This is a genomic window from Gordonia sp. i37, from assembly GCF_002043085.1.
Classification (GTDB): domain Bacteria; phylum Actinomycetota; class Actinomycetes; order Mycobacteriales; family Mycobacteriaceae; genus Gordonia; species Gordonia polyisoprenivorans.
The window spans coordinates 1-3,143 of sequence record NZ_MVPX01000038.1 but is presented as its reverse complement, the minus strand read 5'-3'; the positions used below and the strand labels follow the sequence as shown (position 1 = coordinate 3,143).

Sequence of the window (3,143 nt, the reverse complement as noted above, 5' to 3'; positions counted from 1 at the left end):
GGTCTGTTCCTGCTCATCGGCGCGGAGCCGCACTGCGAATGGATCCCCGACGACATCGCCCGTGACGCACGCAGTTTCGTTCTCACCGGGCGTGATGTTCCCAAGGATCGCTGGGGCGACGGGCTACCGCCGGCGAACCTGGCGACCAGCGCACCGGGCGTGTTCGCGGCCGGCGACATCCGTTCGGGGTCGATGAAGCGGGTCGCATCGGCGTCCGGGGAGGGTGCCGGTGTGGTCCCGCTGGTGCACCAGTGGGTGGAGGCCAGAGCGCTCGGCTGACCGCAGCTCAGTCATCGAGCGCGGCGTGGAACTCCGCGACCCGCGGCCACGTCTGGCTTGTGGCCGCCTCACCGGCGATCAGGCCGAGATGGCTGGTCTCGACGGTGGTGAAGTGCACCTGCGGGGAATCGGCGAGCACTTCCACGCCGTGACGCACCGCCTGCCAACTGGCGATGGCGTCGCGGTGACTGCCGAACAGCGCGATCGGAACTGCGATCGAGGTGAGGTCCACGCGGCGTCCGCCGAAATCGACCACACCGGACGCGAGTTCGCCGCGGTAGACGAAGTTCTCCCACATCTGTTCCGACACCTTGCCCGCATATCCGGGCATCGAGTTCTGGAAACGATCGATGACCTGCATGCGTGCCAGCGCCTCGGTGTCGTGGGCGTTGCGCATGATGTAGCCGGGCTTCTTCAGTTCCCGCTGCCACGCGGTCCCGCGGTAGGCGATGCGCACCAGGGGGGCGGGGATGCCGCCGAATGCCCGCAATGCCGCGGTGACGGCCTTGCCGCCGGTCGGCTTCATCACCTTCTTGACCAGCGGATACGGAGGCACCGCGTCGTAATCCAGGGGTGTGCCGATGGCGGCGATCGAGCGGATCGGCAGTTCCGGGTGCGCGGCGGCCGTCAACAAGCTGATCGTGCCGCCGATACTCCACGCCACCAGATCCACCTGCTCGGCGCCCGGGTGGTCGTCGAGGACCCGGCCGATGGCCTGCGGGACGATGTCGTCGAAGTAGTCCTCGAACCCCATGTCCCGCTCGGCGCGACCGACCTCACCGAAGTCCACCACATACGGCACCCGACCGATCTCGAGGAACCGTTCGACCACCGATTGGCCGGGTCCGAGGTCGTAGCAACGCGCCGACACCGCGAGCGGCGGTACGAGCAACACCGGCGGCCGCCCCGTGGCGCGGGCGGCGGCGACCTGCTCGTCGGTGCCGTATCGCCGCAGCTCACGGTGTGCGCCCGGGTACAGGACGCTATGCGGGGTCTCGATGTCCGGGGCCACCTGATGTCCACCCGCCAAACGCAGGACCAGCAGGGCACCATCCAGTGTCGACATGCGCCGCAATCTACGCGACCGGCCGCCGGCGATCTCTATGAGGCGTGCTCACGGGAGTCGGCGTCGGAGTCCTCGTCCCAGAATCCGACGGCCTCGAGACTGCGGATCAGTCGGTCGCGGGCATCGGCGAATCGCGCGTGGATCTCCTCGCGGATCGCGCTCTCGTCACCGTCGCGCAGATAACCGATGAGACGACGATGACTGGCCACCGCCTGCCGGCCCCACTCGGAGTCCTGGGCGTACAGCTCATCGGGCGAATACTTGTTGGCGGAGAACAGGAACCACGCCAGCTTCTTGCTGTGCGCCATCAGGTTCACCCGACGATGAAAGGCGAACTCGCGATCCAGCACGCGGTCGGCGTTGCCCGCGGTCACCGCCTTCTCCAACTCGTCGACGATCTCGGCGAGGTCGGTGAGGCTTCTCGGGAGGTCCGGGTCGGCGATGGCGTGGGTCGCCAGCCGCGCCGACAACTCGGCCTGCATCCAGAAGATGTCGACGATGTCGCCGCGTCCCAGGCTCTCCACGATGAAGCCGCGATGCGGTGACGACCGGACCAATCCCTCCCCGCGCAGCGTCACCAGCGCCTCACGTACCGGTGTGACACTGCACCCGAGCGCCGATGCGGTCTCGTCGAGCCGGATGAACTCCCCCGGCCGGATCTCGCCGGTCATGATGCGCGTCCGCAGATGGTCGGCGACCTCGTCGGTGAGCTGTCGACGACCCAGCCGCACAGCAGCCATCGCCTGTCCTCCTGTCCTCATCCCCGTCCCGACGACTCGATGACCGAGGCCGGACGGGCGCGGTGGCGGCGCTCGTTCGGCCGTCGCAGGGCCGCGGGGTATATACGATCAGTCAACCGTACGGTGCGCACGCTCGCCAGCGGATGGATCGGGCAATTGTCACGTAGACGTGGACGGTGACCGGACACACTCACACCATCGGCCTGTCGTGCTTCATCCGGCTGCGCAGATCACGCATCAACATGCGGCTGCCGCCGAATCTGATCGACTTCGGCAGGAACTTGTTGACCACGGAGACGAACGTGAACAGGTGCTCGAAACGTCTGCGGTCGTCGTCGGTCCATTCCAGGCCGAGCTGATCGCGGTAGATCGGCGGCAGCGAGCCGATCGTCAGAAAGCGCAGCAGATTCACGAACGGCAACCGGATCAGTGGGTTGATCATCCGCAGATCGACGAGGTCGTTGAGGAACTCACACGTCGTGTCGTCGATCACGATCCGTTGGCACGCCACGTTCCAGTAGTGGTCGAACTCCTTGCGGGTGGCCGGCCACATGTCCTCGGGGACCTGCAGGGTGGTGCCGAGCGTCTTGCCCGATTGGTAGAACTCGTCGGCTTCCTCCTCGGTCATCACCCCGTGCAGCAGGATGTGCATGTCCTCGATGCCGACGAACAGACACGCCGCCACCCACATCTGCAGTTCCCGGTTGAAGGCGTTGTATTTCACCGGACTCTGATCGTCGGAGCGGACATGACGATGCGCGGAGTTGACGGCCTCCCGGAAGGCCGCCTTCTCCTCTTCGGTGCCGAGGATCGCGACGGCGAGGTACTGGCCGGTGGTGCGGGCCCGTTTCCACGGGTGGTGCATGAGCGAGCCCGATTCGACCTTGCTCTCCATGACGCCGTAGGCGACCTCGGGCCAGCCGAGTTGCATGACGACGTTGGCCGCACCGCCGGCGAAGGACCAGAAGTCGATGGCCTCCTGGATGCGGGCGGGTTTGCGCAGGCTCGTGGCGCGGCGTTTGCGGGTGGTGATCTTGATACGTGTTCTGGCGGGGGTG

The 3,143-nt window shown here is 66.7% G+C and carries 3 protein-coding genes and 1 pseudogene; 1 reads left to right on the top strand and 3 read right to left on the bottom strand.

All coding sequences use genetic code 11. The features are described from left to right. A pseudogene (locus B1964_RS01325) lies at positions 1-279 on the top strand (response regulator); the annotation flags it as partial. Positions 280-286: 7 nt separating this feature from the next. Here B1964_RS01325 and B1964_RS01320 read toward each other — a convergent pair. The 3 genes from B1964_RS01320 to B1964_RS01310 all read right to left on the bottom strand — a co-directional run. Then, positions 287-1,345, bottom strand: a complete 1,059-nt coding sequence (locus tag B1964_RS01320; RefSeq protein WP_079928500.1) for an alpha/beta hydrolase — start codon at positions 1,343-1,345, stop codon at positions 287-289. Between the two features lie 35 nt (positions 1,346-1,380). Beyond that, positions 1,381-2,085, bottom strand: a complete 705-nt coding sequence (locus tag B1964_RS01315; RefSeq protein ID WP_006371725.1) for a GntR family transcriptional regulator — start codon at positions 2,083-2,085, stop codon at positions 1,381-1,383. A gap of 190 nt (positions 2,086-2,275) precedes the next feature. After that, positions 2,276-3,143 (bottom strand): oxygenase MpaB family protein (locus tag B1964_RS01310; RefSeq protein ID WP_079928499.1); only part of this gene is annotated, 868 nt, incomplete at its 5' end.

Coding starts and splice junctions, on each gene's coding strand:
- B1964_RS01320 (WP_079928500.1), bottom strand. CDS start 1,345: ATGTCGACACTGGATGGTGCCCTGCTGGTCCTGCGTTTGGCGGGTGGA.
- B1964_RS01315 (WP_006371725.1), bottom strand. CDS start 2,085: ATGGCTGCTGTGCGGCTGGGTCGTCGACAGCTCACCGACGAGGTCGCC.